This window comes from Pseudomonas sp. LH21, assembly GCF_036549575.1.
GTDB lineage: Bacteria > Pseudomonadota > Gammaproteobacteria > Pseudomonadales > Pseudomonadaceae > Aquipseudomonas > Aquipseudomonas peradeniyensis.
The window spans coordinates 4,868,062-4,882,013 of record NZ_CP144367.1; the positions used below are offsets into that span (position 1 = coordinate 4,868,062).

Genomic DNA, 13,952 nt, shown 5'->3' on the forward strand with positions numbered 1-13,952 from the left:
CATGACCCTGCGCCAACGCCTGGAAAACCTCCCGGTCGGGCAGAAACTGCTGGCAGCCTTGCTGGTGCTGCTGGTGACCATCCTGCTGGTGGCCAACCTCGCCTTCATCAGCGCCGCCTACTGGATCACCCAGGAAAGCATGGCGCCCCAGGCCCTGCAGACCATCGGTCGGCTGGTCTCCAACCCGCAGCTGTCCGCGCGCGCCGGCGACTCGACGGAGAACGCCACGGCGCTGCTCAAGGAGCTCGACAGCTACTCGCCGTTGCGCGCCGCCGCGATCTATGGCGGCGACGGGCAGATGCTGGCCCAGCTGCAGCACGGCGACCCGCTGACCCTGCCCAAGCGCTACCGCAACATCGACGGCTGGCGCCTGATGGAGTTTCGCAGCACCCAGCTGATCCGCCTGCCGCGTAGCGCCGCCCCGCCCGCGCACCTGCTGCTGGTAGCCAGCAGCGAGCTGCCCACCGCGTTCTACACCGGCACCCTCTCCGCCAGCCTGGCCATCCTGGTGTTCAGCATACTGCTGTGGCTGGTCATCGCCCGGCAGATCAAGCGCCTGATCACCGTGCCGATCAATCGCCTCGAAGAGCTGACCCGCCAGGTCACCCGCGAGGAGAGCTATGCCCTGCGCGCCCAGCGCGGCAACGACGACGAGATCGGCAGCCTGGCCGAGGCGTTCAACACCATGCTGTCGCGCATCGAGGCCCGCGAGCAGCAGCTCAAGCGCACCCGCGACGAGTTCCAGGACGCCTACGACCAGGCCCAGGGCCTGGCCGAGGAAACCCGCCACACCAACCGCAAGCTGGAACTTGAAGTCCAGGTGCGCAGCAAGATCGAGAAAAAACTCACGGGCTTTCAGAACTACCTGAACAGCATCATCGACTCCATGCCCTCGGCACTGATTGCCCTCGACGAGCAGCTCTACGTCACCCAGTGGAACCACGAGGCCACGGTGCTCTCCGGCACACCGCTGGACGAGGCACTGAACCAGCCGGTGTTCCTCGCCTTCGAGCCGCTCAAGCCCTTCCTGCCGCAGCTCAAGGAGAGCGTGGAGAAACACCGGGTGGCCAAGATCGAACGGGTCACCTGGCCCAAGGGCGAAGACCTGCGCCACTACGCCCTGACCTTCTACCCGCTGATGGGTGGCGCTGGCCGTGGCGTGGTGATCCGCATCGACGACATCACCCAGCGCCTGTCCCTGGAAGAGATGATGGTGCAATCGGAGAAGATGCTCTCGGTCGGCGGCCTGGCCGCGGGCATGGCCCACGAGATCAACAACCCGTTGGGCGCCATCCTGCACAACGTGCAGAACATTCGCCGACGCCTGTCGCCGGACCTGCCGCGCAACCAGGAGCAGGCCGGCGAACTGGGCATCGACCTGCCGGCCGTCAACCGCTACCTGGAAAGCCGCGAGGTGCCGCAACTGCTCGACGGCATCCAGCAGGCCGGCGCCCGGGCGGCCAAGATCGTCACCCACATGCTCAGCTTCAGCCGCCGCAGCAATCGCCAGTTGGCCCCTTGCGAGCTGCCGGCGCTGATCGACCAGGCCGTGGAGATCGCCGGCAACGACTTCGACCTGGCCATCGGCTTCGACTTCAAGGGCCAGGCCATCGTCCGCCAGTTCGACCCGCAACTGGGCCCGGTGCCCTGCACCGCCAACGAACTCGAACAGGTGCTGTTGAACCTGCTGAAAAACGCCGCCCAGGCCATCCACCAGCGCCCGCAGCCCAGCGAACCAGGGCGCATCACCCTGCGCACCCGACTCAACCCGCCGTGGGCGGAAATCCAGGTCGAGGACAATGGCGTCGGCATGCCCGAGACGGTGCGCAAGCGCACCTTCGAGCCGTTCTTCACCACCAAGGAAATCGGCCAGGGCACCGGCCTGGGCCTGTCGGTGTCGTACTTCATCATCACCAACAACCACAAGGGACAGATGGAAGTGCAGTCCACCCCCGGCCAGGGCACCTGCTTCACCCTGCGCCTGCCCCTGAACCCGGCCCAGCCGACCACCATCCAGACGGAGACATGACATGGGCTATCGCCTGTCGAAGATCTACACCCGCACCGGCGACAAAGGCGAAACCGGCCTGGGCGACGGGCGCCGGGTGCCCAAGGACCATCCGCGGATCGAGGCGATCGGTGAGGTGGACAGCCTCAACAGCCAGTTGGGCGTGCTGCTTGCCGGGCTGGCCGAGGCTGGCCTTGGCGAATTGATCGAGGTGCTGGCGCCATGTCAGCACCGATTGTTCGACCTCGGTGGGGAGCTGGCGATGCCCAGCTACCAAGCGTTGAACATTGCCGAGGTGGAACGCCTGGAGGCGGCCATCGACCGCTGGAACGAAGAGTTGGGGCCGCTGAAGAATTTCATCCTGCCCGGGGGCTCGATGCTGGTGGCCCAGGCCCATGTCTGCCGCAGCGCGGCGCGGGCGGCGGAACGGCGTTGCCAGCAGCTGAATGCGCTGGAACCGCTGGAGGGAGTGGGGCTGGCCTATATCAACCGGGTGTCGGACCTGCTGTTCGTCGCGGCCCGGATCATTGGGCGGCGACAGGGAGTGAATGAAGTGCTGTGGCAAGCAGCCGAGAAGCCGGCCTGAACGTATCGCGGGGCAAGCCCGCTCCCACGCCAGATTGTGGACTGGCGTGGGAGCGGGCTTGCCCCGCGATGGCCTGATGTATCAGATCTCAGGCCAGAACGCCCGGATCCCTGCAACACCCTGCGCCCCAACCTCCCAGGCCCGCTCCCGCTCACCAGGCCCGACCCCGCCGAGCAGAAACACCGGATGGCTGATCCCGCCGATCAACCGCTGCGCCTCATCCCACCCCAACGGCACCGCCTCCGGGTGAGTCTGGGTCGCCTGCACCGGTGACAGGGTGACGAAATCCACCCCCATCTGCTCAGCCAGCGCCAGTTCCTCGACACTGTGGCAGGACGCCGCCAGCCAGCGATCCTTCGGGAATGGACGCCCCTTGGCCGCGTACTTGCGCAACTGCGCGGCGGTCAGGTGCCAGCCGGCCGACGGGAAGTCGCCCAACCATTCCAACGGCCCCTTGAGCATCAATTGGGCCTTGCCCGCGCACAGGCCGACCGCATCCACCGCCACATCGCGGTACTTGGGGTCGTACATGTCCGGCGCGCGCAGCTGGATCAGCTTGATGCCGCTAGCCACGGCTTTCTGGATGCCCTTGAGCAGCTCTGGCACTTCCAGCCCGTCCGGAGTGATCAGGTACTGGTCTGGCAGGCGCGCCGCGGCAACGATCGGCTTGTTGGCCTCGGGGAACTCATATTGGCCAAGGTCACGCGGTGCTACCCAGGCCAAGGGCTGCCCCTCGGCGCCGTGGGGCTCGCCGGTAAAGGCGTGCACTTCACGCACATCCAGCAGCACCTGCTTGTCCGGATAGTCGTGGCTGACCTTGATCAACGGCCGCGAAGCCGCGACCTCGATCCCCAACTCCTCGCGCAGCTCGCGAGCCAGCGCCGCCTCGACGCCCTCGCCCTCCTCCACCTTGCCGCCGGGGAACTCCCACAGGCCGCCCTGGTGCTGGGTATCGGCGCGGCGAGCGATCAGGATCCGCCCGTCGGCACCACGAATGACCGCTGCGACTACATGAATCCGCTTCACCCTTTACGCTCCGCCAGGCCAGCTTGTTGCCAGGCCTGGAAGGCCGGCCATTGGTAGATGGTCTCGATGTAGGCGGCCGCCTCGGCCGGCACCGCGACGCGGTAGCTGCGCAGGCGCACGGCCACCGGGGCGAAGAAGGCGTCGGCCAGGGTCGGCCGGCCGAACAGGAACGGACCGCTGTCCTTGGCGACCACGCGGCATTCGCTCCACAGGGCGACGATGCGGTCGATATCGACCTGCACGTCCAGCGGCACCTCGGCCAGTGCTTCGTCACGGGACATATCGAACGGCATGGCGCCGCGCAGGGCGAAGAAGCCGCTGTGCATCTGCGCGCAGGCCGAACGGGCCTGGGCACGGGCGGCGATGTCCTCAGGCCACAGGCGGGCCTCGGGGTGGCGTTCGTTGAGGTATTCGGCGATGGCCAGGGAGTCGGCGATCACGCCGTGCTCGCTCTGCAGCAGCGGCACCTTGGCGGTGGCCGAGAAGGCCAGCAGGCGCTGGCGGGTGTCAGGCTGGTTGAGCTTGACCAGGGTTTCTTCGTAGGGGACGCCGGCCAGCTCGAGGGCCAGGGCGCCACGTAGCGACCAGGAGGAATACAGCTTGTCGCCGATGATCAGGTGATAGCTCATGATTGGGCTCCAGCGGATTCGGGATATTGGGGCCGCTTTGCAGCCCTTTCGCGGCACAAGGCCGCTCCTACAGGAGATCGCATTCCCTTGTAGGAGCGGCCTCGTGCCGCGAAAGGGCCGCAAAGCGGCCCCCTATGCATCAAGTCCGGTATTCGGCGTTGATCTTCACGTACTCGTGGGACAGGTCAGTGGTCCAGATGGTTTCGCTGCACTGGCCACGGCCCAGCTCGATACGGATGGTGATCTCCTCCTGGGCCATCACCTTGGCGCCCTGGTCCTCGGTGTAGCTCGGGCTGCGTCCGCCCTTGCTGGCGATGCACACGCTGTCCAGGTACACATCGATCAGGCTGACATCCAGAGCCGGCACGCCGGCCCGACCGACCGCGGCGAGGATACGGCCCCAGTTGGGGTCGGAGGCGAACAGCGCGGTCTTGATCAGCGGCGAGTGGGCCACGGCGTAACCGACGTCCAGGCACTCCTGATGGTTGCCACCACCGTTGACCTGCACGGTGACGAACTTGGTGGCGCCTTCGCCGTCACGGACGATGGCCTGGGCCACCTCCATGCACACCTCGAACACCGCCTTCTTCAGCGCCTCGAACAATGCGCCGCTGGCCTCGGTGACTTCCGGCACATCGGCCTTGCCGGTGGCGATCAGCATGCAGCAGTCGTTGGTCGAAGTGTCGCCGTCGATGGTGATGCGGTTGAACGACTTGTTGGCGCCGTCGAGCATCAGGTCCTTGAGCACCGCCGGGGCGACCTTGGCGTCGGTGGCGATGTAGCCGAGCATGGTGGCCATGTTCGGGCGGATCATGCCGGCGCCCTTGCTGATGCCGGTAACGGTGATGGTCTTGCCGTCGTACTGGAACTGGCGGCTGGCGCCCTTGGGCAGGGTGTCGGTGGTCATGATGCCGGTGGCGGCTTCGGCCCAGTTGTTTTCCGACAGGTTGTCCAGGGCGGCCTGCAGCGCGCCTTCGATCTTCTCGACCGGCAGCGGCTCGCCGATCACGCCGGTGGAGAACGGCAGCACGGATTCAGCCGGCACGCCAGCAAGCTCGGCCAACTTGGCGCAGGTGCGCTCGGCGGCGGCCAGGCCCGGTGCGCCGGTACCGGCGTTGGCGTTGCCGGTGTTGGTCAGCAGGTAACGCACGGTGCCCTGCACGCGCTGCTTGGAAAGGATCACCGGGGCCGCGCAGAAGGCGTTGAGGGTGAACACGCCGGCGACGCTGGAGCCTTCGACGCAGCGCATCACCACCACATCCTTGCGCCCTGGGCGCTTGATGCCCGCCGAGGCGATACCGAGTTCGAAACCGGGAACCGGGTGCAGGGTGGGCAGGGGACCAAGACCAACAGCCATTAGAGCGCTCCTAGAAAATTGTGGGGAATTAGGGGGCGCTTTGCGCCCCTTTCGCGGCACAAGGCCGCTCCTACAGGGTTGTTACGCTTCCTGTAGGAGCGGCCTTGTGCCGCGATGGGCTGCAAGGCAGCCCCGGGATCTCAAGCCAGTGGCGAATTCAGATCATTCAATCTGACCGTGGCAATGCTTGAATTTCTTGCCCGAACCACACCAGCACGGCTCGTTGCGGCCCAGCTTCATGTCGTTGCGAACCGGCGCGGAGGCCACGGCGACTTCAGCGCCCTCCTCGGCCAATTGCTCGCCTTCCAGGCCCGGCGCGGCGGCATGCTGGAATTGCATGCGGCTGGCCAGTTCCTCGGCCTCGCGGCGCAGACGCGCCTCTTCCTCGGCCGGATCTTCGCGGCGCACCTGGACGTGCGAGAGCACGCGGATGGTGTCGCGCTTGATCGACTCCAGCAGTTCCTGGAACAGGGTGAACGACTCGCGCTTGTACTCCTGCTTCGGGTTCTTCTGCGCATAGCCGCGCAGGTGGATACCGTGGCGCAGGTGGTCCATGGTCGACAGGTGGTCTTTCCACAGGTCGTCCAGCACGCGCAGCAGGATCTGCTTCTCGAAGGTGCGCAGGGCGTCGATGCCGGCCTGGTCTTCCTTCTCGTTGTAGGCGTCGGTGATTTCCTTGATCAGCCGCTCGCGCAGGGTCTCCTCGTAGAGGTGATCGTCCTCGTCGAGCCACTGCTGGATCGGCAGCTTGATGGCGAAATCGCTGGCCAGCGAAGCTTCCAGGCCGGCCACGTCCCACTGCTCGGGCAGCGATTGCGGCGGGATGTGCTGGCTGATGGTGGCATCAAGCACTTCCTGGCGGAACTCGGCGATGGTGTCGCCGATGTTCTCGGCGGCCAGCAGGCTGTTGCGCATGTGGTAGATCACCTTGCGCTGCTCGTTGGCCACGTCGTCGTATTCGAGCAGCTGCTTGCGGATGTCGAAGTTGCGGCCTTCGACCTTGCGCTGCGCCTTCTCGATGGCGTTGGTCACCATGCGATGCTCGATGGCCTCGCCGGACTGCATCCCCAGGGCCTTCATGAAGTTCTTCACCCGGTCGGAGGCGAAGATGCGCATCAGGCTGTCTTCCAGCGACAGGTAGAAGCGGCTGGAACCGGCATCGCCCTGACGGCCGGCACGGCCACGCAGCTGGTTGTCGATACGGCGCGACTCGTGGCGCTCGGAGGCGATCACGTGCAGGCCACCAGCCTCCAGCACCTGCTGGTGACGCTTCTGCCAGTCGGCCTTGATCTGGGCGATCTGCTCGGCGGTCGGGTTGTCCAGGGCGGCCACTTCGGCCTCCCAGTTACCGCCCAGCAGGATGTCGGTACCACGGCCGGCCATGTTGGTGGCGATGGTCAGTGCACCTGGAGCACCGGCTTGGGCGATGATCTCGGCTTCTTTCTCGTGGTACTTGGCGTTCAGGACCTTGTGGTCGATACCTTCCTTCTTGAGCAGGTTGGACATGTGCTCGGAGGTTTCGATGGTCGCGGTACCGACCAGGACCGGACGGCCGTGGGCCATGCTTTCCTTGATGTCGGCGATGATCGCGGCGTACTTCTCGTCGGCGGTCAGGTACACCAGGTCGTTGAAGTCCTTGCGGGCCAACGGCTTGTTCGGTGGGATGACCATCACGTTGAGGTTGTAGATCTGGGCGAACTCGAACGCCTCGGTGTCGGCGGTACCGGTCATGCCGGACAGCTTGGTGTAGAGACGGAAGTAGTTCTGGAAGGTGGTCGAGGCCAGGGTCTGGCTCTCGGCCTGGATGTTCAGGTTTTCCTTGGCCTCGATGGCCTGGTGCAGGCCTTCGGACAGGCGGCGGCCCGGCATGGTGCGGCCAGTGTGCTCGTCGATCAGGAGGATCTGGCCTTCCTGGACGATGTACTCGACGTTGCGGTGGAACAGCTTGTGCGCGCGCAGGCCGGCGTAGACGTGGGTCAGCAGGCTAAGGTTGTGCGCCGAGTACAGGCTCTCGCCCTCGGCCAGCAGGCCGGATTGGGTCAGCATGTCCTCGATGAACTGGTGGCCGGCCTCGTTCAGTTCGACCTGGCGGCTCTTCTCGTCGATGGTGTAGTGGCCCTCTTGGGTCACCTGGCCTTCGACTTCCTCGATATGCTGGGTCAGGCGCGGGATCAGGCGGTTGATCTCGATGTACAGCTTGGAGCTGTCCTCGGCCTGGCCGGAGATGATCAGCGGGGTGCGCGCTTCGTCGATGAGGATCGAGTCGACTTCGTCGATCACGGCGAAGTTCAGCTCACGCTGGAACTTCTCGTCCTGGCTGAACGCCATGTTGTCGCGCAGGTAGTCGAAACCGAATTCGTTGTTGGTGCCGTAGGTGATGTCGGCGGCATAGGCGGCGCGCTTTTCTTCCGGCGGTTGGAAGGCCGAGACGATGCCGACGTTGAGGCCGAGGAACTCGTACAGCGGACGCATCCAGTTGGCATCGCGGCGGGCCAGGTAGTCGTTGACGGTGACCACGTGCACGCCCTTGCCGGACAATGCGTTGAGGTACACGGCCAGGGTACCGACCAAGGTCTTGCCTTCACCGGTGCGCATTTCTGCGATCATGCCTTCGTGCAAGGTCATGCCGCCGATCAGCTGGACATCGAAGTGACGCATGCCCATCACGCGCTTGCCGGCCTCGCGGGCCACGGCGAAGGCTTCGGGCAGCAGCTGGTCTAGAGTCTCGCCTTTGGCCAGACGCTCCTTGAACTCTGCGGTCTTGCCCCGCAGCTGCTCGTCGGAGAGGGCCACCATCTTCTCTTCGAAGGCATTGACGGTGCTCACCGTCTTGAGCATGCGTTTGATTTCACGCTCGTTCTTGCTTCCAAAAAGTTTTTTTAACAAAGGCGCAAACATATCGGCAGGATCTTCCACACGTAGGGATGGAGGGCGGCCCCGTGAGTCGCCCGTGCAGCCCTGAGGCCGCATGCGAACGAGCATTCTACCCGGAAACGATGGTGAGGAAAGTGGTGGATTTCCACGATGCTGGCACAGCGCTTTTAGGGGGCCTGACTAACATAGGGGCTTTTTGCGCAAGTTCAAGGTGCGCGAAGATGAAACGTATCGCGAATGACTTGCATCAAGATCCGGTGACCGCTCGCCACACGCCGGCGTGGGAGCGGGCTTGCCCCGCGATGAATGTCCAACTGGTAGACTGTCGATCCTGTAACCCACTGCAGACCTCCATGGCCTACAAACCCACCCCTGCCCGCCCCCCCGCCGACCTGTTGCGCAAGGCCCGGCCACTGCGCCTGCTGCTCAACCAGGCCGAGCGCCTCGAGCACCTGCAGCGCCTGCTGGAAAGCCAGCTGCAACCGGCCGCCCGCGAGCACTGCCACGTGGCCTCCTGGAAGGAAGGGACTTTGTTGCTGGTGGTTACCGACGGCCATTGGGCCACCCGCCTGCGCTACCAGCAAAAGCGCCTGCAACGCCAGCTGCAAGCCATGGAGGCGTTCGCCAACCTGAGCCGCATCCAGTTCAAGGTACAGCCGCCGCTGGTGGCGGCAAAACATGAAGGTCACGGGCCTGAGCTTTCGGAATCTGCCGCAGACAGCATCCTAGGTTCGGCCGAAGGCATCAGCGATCCGAAGTTGCGCGCAGCGCTGGAGCGCCTGGCGGCGCATGCGCAGAGCAAGAATTGATCACCCAGAATATCATTCTGTAGGAGCGGCCTTGTGCCGCGAAAGGGCCGCCAGGCGGCCCCGGCGATTTTGAAAAAATACTGAAATCCTAGGGCCACCTGGCGGCCCTTTCGCGGCACAAGGCCGCTCCTACAGGGATCGCGCAGTACTAACGAGTGACGGGCAATCAGCGGCCATAAAAAAGGCCACCCGAAGGTGGCCTTAATCACACTAGAGAGGGTGTTCGAACTTACACGGCCGCAACAGGGCGCATGTACGAGATCGGTGCCGTGCTGGCATCTTCGAAGGTGACCACTTCCCAAGCGTCCGTTTCAGCGATCAGCTTGCGCAGCAGCTGGTTGTTCAGCGCGTGCCCGGACTTGTAGCCCTTGAACTCGCCGATCAGGCTGTTGCCCAGCAGATAAAGGTCGCCGATGGCGTCGAGGATCTTGTGCTTGACGAATTCGTCATCGGAACGAAGGCCGTCTTCGTTAAGCACGCCGGTCTCGTCGACCACGATGGCGTTCTCCACGCTGCCGCCCAGCGCAAGGTTGTGCTTGCGCAGGTACTCGATGTCACGCATGAAGCCGAACGTGCGGGCACGGCTGACTTCCTTGACGAACGAGGTGCTGGAGAAATCGACGACCGCGCTCTGGGTCTGGCCCTTGAGGACCGGGTGATCGAAGTCGATCTCGAAGCTCACCTTGAACCCGTCGAAAGGCAGGAAAGTGGCGCGCTTGTCGCCCTCTTCCACCGTTACTTCGCGCAGGATGCGGATGAACTTCTTGGCTGCGTCCTGTTCTTCCAGGCCGGCCGATTGGATCAGGAATACGAAGGGTCCGGCGCTGCCATCCATGATCGGCACTTCCGAGGCGGAGAGCTCGACGTAGGCGTTATCGATGCCCAGGCCCGCCATGGCGGAGAGCAGGTGCTCGACCGTATCGACTTTGACGTCACCGTTGACCAATGTCGTGGACATGGTGGTCTCACCGACGTTGGCCGCGCGCGCCGGGATTTCGACCACAGGGTCGAGGTCGGCGCGACGGAAGACGATGCCGGTGTCGACAGGCGCAGGCTTGAGGGTCAGGTAGACCTTCTCCCCGGAGTGCAGGCCGACACCTGTGGCACGGATGGTATTCTTCAGGGTGCGTTGTCTAATCATGGCATTGGCCGCTTCAGCGCAAATTGCGAACAGGTATCAACAAAGGCTGGGGATGATAACAGACCCGGCCTTTGCTGAACACCAATCACCCTAATACCCCTGATAAATTCCATTAATCGGCCTGACGACGCAGAAACGCCGGGATATCCAGGTAGTCCAGATCATCCTGAGGGTTGAGTTTAGCTGCAGCCGCAGCACCCGCGTGGGCCTGGTTGCGCATCACGGTCGGACGCTCCAGGTCACGGTAGTTGACCGCGGACTGCTCCTGGCGAACCGGCGCCGGGTTGGAAGCCTCGTACGCCTGCTGGGCGGTCTGCAGGGTGTTGTCGACCACCTTGACCGGCTTCTCGATGCGCGCGCCCAGGCCAGTGGCCACCACGGTCACGTGCAGCTCGTCACGCATGTCCGGGTCGATCACGGTGCCGACCTTGACCATCGCGTGGTCGGAGGCGAAGGCCTCGATGATGCTACCCACGTCGGAGTACTCGCCCAGCGACAGGTCGGGACCTGCGGTGATGTTCACCAGGATGCCGCGGGCGCCCTGCAGGTTGACGTCCTCGAGCAGCGGGTTGCGGATCGCCGCCTCGGTGGCTTCGCGCGCACGGTTCGGGCCGCTGGCGCAACCGGTCCCCATCATCGCCATGCCCATCTCGCCCATCACGGTGCGCACGTCGGCGAAGTCGACGTTGATCATGCCCGGACGCTTGATGATGTCGGAGATACCGCGAACGGCACCGGCCAGCACGTCGTCGGCCTTGGCGAAGGCGGACAAGAGGCTTGCATCCTTGCCCAGGATGGTCAGCAGCTTCTCGTTGGGGATGGTGATCAGCGAGTCGACGCTCTCAGCCAGCATGCGGATGCCTTCGTCGGCGATCTGCATGCGCTTGCGGCCCTCGAACGGGAACGGACGGGTCACCACCGCAACGGTGAGGATGCCCATTTCCTTGGCCACTTCGGCGATGATCGGCGCCGCGCCGGTACCGGTACCGCCACCCATGCCGGTGGTGATGAACACCATGTTGGTGCCCTGCAGCACCTCGGCGATGCGCTCACGGTCTTCCAGCGCGGCCTGACGGCCGACTTCCGGATTGGCGCCGGCACCCAGGCCCTTGGTCACGCCGGTGCCCAGTTGCAGGATGGTGCGCGCGCCGATGTTCTTCAGCGCCTGGGCATCGGTGTTGGCGCAGATGAACTCGACGCCTTCGATGTTGCTTTTGACCATGTGGTTGACGGCGTTGCCGCCACCACCGCCAACGCCGATCACCTTGATGACCGGACTCTGCGGGACGTTGTCTACGAGCTCGAACATTTTCCCTCTCCTTACAGTTCTCTAGTTGTCGCGCCTACCACTACTGCTTTGAAACTTAGAAGTTGCTCTGGACCCAACGCTTGAGTCGTTCAAGCACAGGGCCCTTCGGTTCATCGCCATAGCTGTTGTTGCTGCTGTTGCTGTTGCTGATACCGGTCAGGGACGGGTCCTCGGACTGCTTCTGCAGGCCGTAGGTGAGCAGGCCCACGCCGGTGGAATAGATCGGGTTGCGCACCACGTCGCTCAGGCCCCGAACGCTGTGCGGCACGCCCAGGCGTACCGGCATGTGGAAGATCTCCTCGGCCAGTTCCACGGCGCCTTCCATCTTCGCGGTGCCGCCGGTGAGGACGATGCCGGCCGGCACCAGGTCCTCGAAACCGCTGCGTCGCAGTTCGGCCTGGATCAGGGTGAACAGCTCGTCGTAACGCGGCTCCACCACTTCGGCCAGGGCCTGGCGCGACAGCTCGCGCGGCGGGCGGTCGCCGACGCTCGGCACCTTGATGGTCTCGCCGGCACCGGCCAGCTTGGCCAGGGCGCAGGCATAGCGGATCTTGATTTCCTCGGCGTACTGCGTGGGGGTACGCAGGGCCATGGCGATGTCGTTGGTGACCTGATCACCGGCGATCGGGATCACCGCGGTGTGACGGATCGCGCCTTCGGTGAAGATGGCGATGTCGGTGGTGCCGCCGCCGATGTCCACCAGGCACACGCCCAGCTCTTTCTCGTCGTCGGTCAGCACCGAGTAGGCCGAGGCCAGCTGCTCGAGGATGATGTCGTCGATTTCCAGGCCGCAGCGGCGCACGCACTTTTCGATGTTCTGCGCCGCGTTGACCGCGCAGGTGACCACGTGGACCTTGGCTTCCAGGCGCACGCCCGACATGCCCAGGGGCTCGCGCACGCCTTCCTGGTTGTCGATCACGTAGTCCTGCGGCAGGGTGTGCAGCACCCGCTGGTCGGCCGGAATGGCCACGGCCTGGGCGGCGTCGAGCACGCGCTCGAGGTCGGCGGTGCTGACTTCGCGGTCGCGGATGGCGACGATGCCGTGGGAGTTCAGGCTGCGGATGTGGTTGCCGGCCACGCCGACGAACGCCGAGTGGATGCGGCAGCCGGCCATCAGCTGGGCCTCTTCGACGGCGCGCTGGATCGACTGCACGGTCGATTCGATGTTCACCACCACGCCCTTCTTCAGGCCGCGGGACGGATGGGTGCCGATCCCGACGATCTCCAGGGTGCCGTCCTCGCCGACCTCACCCACCAGCGCCACCACCTTGGAGGTGCCGATGTCCAGCCCGACGATCATTTTGCCGCTATGCGCGTTTGCCATGGTCCTGCCTCTCTCTAATTCTTCGCAACGGCGGGTTGGGCCGTCGTCGGTGCATTCGGTTCCCGCCAACCAACGGCAAGTCCGTTGGAATAACGCAGATCGATGCGGGCGATATTGGTGATCTGGTCTTTAAGCGATTTGTCGTAAATGGCAATGAAACGGCGCATCTTCTCCACCAGATGGTCGCGCCCCAGCAGCAGCTCGACGCCCGCACCGGCGCTGCCCGCGCCGGTGGTCAGGAACCAGCTGCCTCGCTCGCGCAGCTCCAGGCGAGCGATGGAAAAGCCCATGGGGCGCAGCATCTGGCTCAATACCTGATACTGCTGCATGACTTGTTGCTGAGCGCGCTGCGGCCCGAACAGCTGCGGCAGGTGCTCGTAGTTGGCCAGCTCGCGCGGGGTAAAGGCCTGGCCCTGGTTGTTGAGCAAGGCCTCGTCGCCCCAGCGCGCCACCGGCAACTGTTCTTCCAGGCGGATCACCACCTCGTCCGGCCACACCCGGCGCACTTCGGCGTGGGCGATCCAGGGCATCTGCTCCAGTTCCACGCGCATCGCCGCCAGGTCGACGGTGAAGAAGCTCGCCGCCACATAGGGGGCGATCCGCTGCTGCACCGACTGCTGGCTGATGTAGCTGAGGTCGCCCTGCACGTCGATCTTGGTGATCGGCCGGTCGGCGTAGGGCATCAGGCGGATGGCGCCCTCATAGGCGCCAAAGCCCGCGGCCACCAGCAGCACCGGCCACAGCAGGCGCTTGAGGCCGCCGAAGCTCGGCCGAGGCAGGCGCGCCGATACGGGCTCGTCGGCCACCAGTCGGCTGGCGCCACGCGGCACCGGCTTGCTGCGGCCGGTAACGGGTGGTTGCTGACGTATCATCGCGCCTTGCATGGCTG

11 protein-coding genes are annotated in these 13,952 nt (G+C 64.8%); 3 read left to right on the forward strand and 8 right to left on the reverse strand.

The window, feature by feature from the left end; genetic code table 11:
* The first annotated feature begins 1 nt into the window (after window position 1).
* Both VUG52_RS22220 and VUG52_RS22225 read left to right on the forward strand, forming a co-directional pair.
* Complete coding sequence (locus VUG52_RS22220) at window positions 2-2,029, forward strand: sensor histidine kinase (RefSeq protein WP_050703859.1); 2,028 nt, start codon at window positions 2-4, stop codon at window positions 2,027-2,029.
* Between the two features lies 1 nt (window position 2,030).
* The gene (locus tag VUG52_RS22225) at window positions 2,031-2,594 is read left to right on the forward strand and encodes a cob(I)yrinic acid a,c-diamide adenosyltransferase (RefSeq protein WP_050703858.1); all 564 of its coding nucleotides are present in this window, start codon (window positions 2,031-2,033) and stop codon (window positions 2,592-2,594) included.
* An 81-nt stretch (window positions 2,595-2,675) separates the two neighbouring features.
* On the opposite strand, the gene VUG52_RS22230 is transcribed toward VUG52_RS22225, so the two are convergent.
* From VUG52_RS22230 to secA, 4 genes are all read right to left on the reverse strand, one after another.
* Window positions 2,676-3,620, reverse strand: coding sequence for a Nudix family hydrolase (locus VUG52_RS22230; protein ID WP_050703857.1), 945 nt, complete (start codon window positions 3,618-3,620; stop codon window positions 2,676-2,678).
* Window positions 3,617-4,249, reverse strand: coding sequence for a glutathione S-transferase family protein (locus tag VUG52_RS22235; RefSeq protein ID WP_050703856.1), 633 nt, complete (start codon window positions 4,247-4,249; stop codon window positions 3,617-3,619). Before VUG52_RS22235 ends, VUG52_RS22230 begins: the two co-directional genes overlap by 4 nt.
* 139 nt (window positions 4,250-4,388) lie before the next feature.
* Entirely contained in the window at window positions 4,389-5,606 is a 1,218-nt protein-coding gene (gene argJ, locus VUG52_RS22240; protein ID WP_262974260.1) for a bifunctional glutamate N-acetyltransferase/amino-acid acetyltransferase ArgJ, read from the reverse strand.
* A 162-nt stretch (window positions 5,607-5,768) separates the two neighbouring features.
* The gene (gene secA / locus VUG52_RS22245; protein ID WP_028689731.1) at window positions 5,769-8,504 is read right to left on the reverse strand and encodes a preprotein translocase subunit SecA; all 2,736 of its coding nucleotides are present in this window, start codon (window positions 8,502-8,504) and stop codon (window positions 5,769-5,771) included.
* Between the two features lie 329 nt (window positions 8,505-8,833).
* Between secA and VUG52_RS22250 the strand changes: the two genes are divergently transcribed.
* On the forward strand, window positions 8,834-9,289 hold the full coding sequence (locus VUG52_RS22250; RefSeq protein WP_050703854.1) for a DUF721 domain-containing protein: 456 nt from the start codon (window positions 8,834-8,836) through the stop codon (window positions 9,287-9,289).
* 229 nt (window positions 9,290-9,518) lie between these two features.
* On the opposite strand, the gene lpxC is transcribed toward VUG52_RS22250, so the two are convergent.
* The 4 genes from lpxC to VUG52_RS22270 form a co-directional block, all read right to left on the reverse strand.
* Window positions 9,519-10,430, reverse strand: coding sequence for a UDP-3-O-acyl-N-acetylglucosamine deacetylase (lpxC, locus tag VUG52_RS22255; RefSeq protein WP_028689733.1), 912 nt, complete (start codon window positions 10,428-10,430; stop codon window positions 9,519-9,521).
* Between the two features lie 112 nt (window positions 10,431-10,542).
* Window positions 10,543-11,739 carry a cell division protein FtsZ gene (gene ftsZ, locus VUG52_RS22260; protein WP_028689734.1) on the reverse strand — a complete coding sequence of 399 codons (1,197 nt, stop codon included), beginning with the start codon at window positions 11,737-11,739 and terminating at the stop codon, window positions 10,543-10,545.
* A gap of 55 nt (window positions 11,740-11,794) precedes the next feature.
* Window positions 11,795-13,063 carry a cell division protein FtsA gene (gene ftsA / locus VUG52_RS22265; protein WP_028689735.1) on the reverse strand — a complete coding sequence of 423 codons (1,269 nt, stop codon included), beginning with the start codon at window positions 13,061-13,063 and terminating at the stop codon, window positions 11,795-11,797.
* 14 nt (window positions 13,064-13,077) lie between these two features.
* Window positions 13,078-13,947 (reverse strand): cell division protein FtsQ/DivIB, encoded by an 870-nt coding sequence (locus VUG52_RS22270; protein ID WP_062364074.1) that lies wholly within the window; start codon window positions 13,945-13,947, stop codon window positions 13,078-13,080.
* Between the last annotated feature and the right edge of the window lie 5 nt (window positions 13,948-13,952).

What these genes read in the sequence shown, in the direction of transcription:
- ftsA (WP_028689735.1), bottom strand. Translation starts at nt 13,063, where the DNA reads ATGGCAAACGCGCATAGCGGCAAAATGATCGTCGGGCTGGACATCGGC.
- VUG52_RS22270 (WP_062364074.1), bottom strand. Translation starts at nt 13,947, where the DNA reads ATGCAAGGCGCGATGATACGTCAGCAACCACCCGTTACCGGCCGCAGC.
- VUG52_RS22250 (WP_050703854.1), top strand. Translation starts at nt 8,834, where the DNA reads ATGGCCTACAAACCCACCCCTGCCCGCCCCCCCGCCGACCTGTTGCGC.
- lpxC (WP_028689733.1), bottom strand. Translation starts at nt 10,430, where the DNA reads ATGATTAGACAACGCACCCTGAAGAATACCATCCGTGCCACAGGTGTC.
- secA (WP_028689731.1), bottom strand. Translation starts at nt 8,504, where the DNA reads ATGTTTGCGCCTTTGTTAAAAAAACTTTTTGGAAGCAAGAACGAGCGT.
- VUG52_RS22220 (WP_050703859.1), top strand. Translation starts at nt 2, where the DNA reads ATGACCCTGCGCCAACGCCTGGAAAACCTCCCGGTCGGGCAGAAACTG.
- argJ (WP_262974260.1), bottom strand. Translation starts at nt 5,606, where the DNA reads ATGGCTGTTGGTCTTGGTCCCCTGCCCACCCTGCACCCGGTTCCCGGT.
- VUG52_RS22235 (WP_050703856.1), bottom strand. Translation starts at nt 4,249, where the DNA reads ATGAGCTATCACCTGATCATCGGCGACAAGCTGTATTCCTCCTGGTCG.
- ftsZ (WP_028689734.1), bottom strand. Translation starts at nt 11,739, where the DNA reads ATGTTCGAGCTCGTAGACAACGTCCCGCAGAGTCCGGTCATCAAGGTG.
- VUG52_RS22225 (WP_050703858.1), top strand. Translation starts at nt 2,031, where the DNA reads ATGGGCTATCGCCTGTCGAAGATCTACACCCGCACCGGCGACAAAGGC.